This window comes from Peribacillus sp. SIMBA_075 (assembly GCF_046534585.1).
The window spans coordinates 1-273 of sequence record NZ_JAWRYN010000560.1; the positions used below are offsets into that span (position 1 = coordinate 1).

The window sequence follows — 273 nt, forward strand, 5'->3', positions numbered from 1 at the left end:
GGTTTCGGAAATTAGGTAAAGTTGCCATTCCTCGTAGACGATAGTGGGTACCAGCTTGTAAATCAGGATGTATTTCTTTAGAGAAAGAGGCGATACTAACAAGTTCATCATATAAAAATGCACCTAAATGAAAGGCGTCTGTTTCGTAATCTGAATCGTATTTACAATCTTCTAATGATTGATTGGGACGCAAAACCTTTTGACGTAATAAGTATGTTTCAGATGCATCAATATGTTTCACTGTAATCATAATATCATCCTTTCTTATAAGCC

General features: G+C 35.2%; 1 protein-coding gene. It reads right to left on the reverse strand.

The window, feature by feature from the left end; genetic code table 11:
- Window positions 1–250 (reverse strand): GNAT family N-acetyltransferase (locus SB775_RS29395; RefSeq protein ID WP_486360715.1); only part of this gene is annotated, 250 nt, incomplete at its 3' end.
- Window positions 251–273 lie beyond the last annotated feature (23 nt).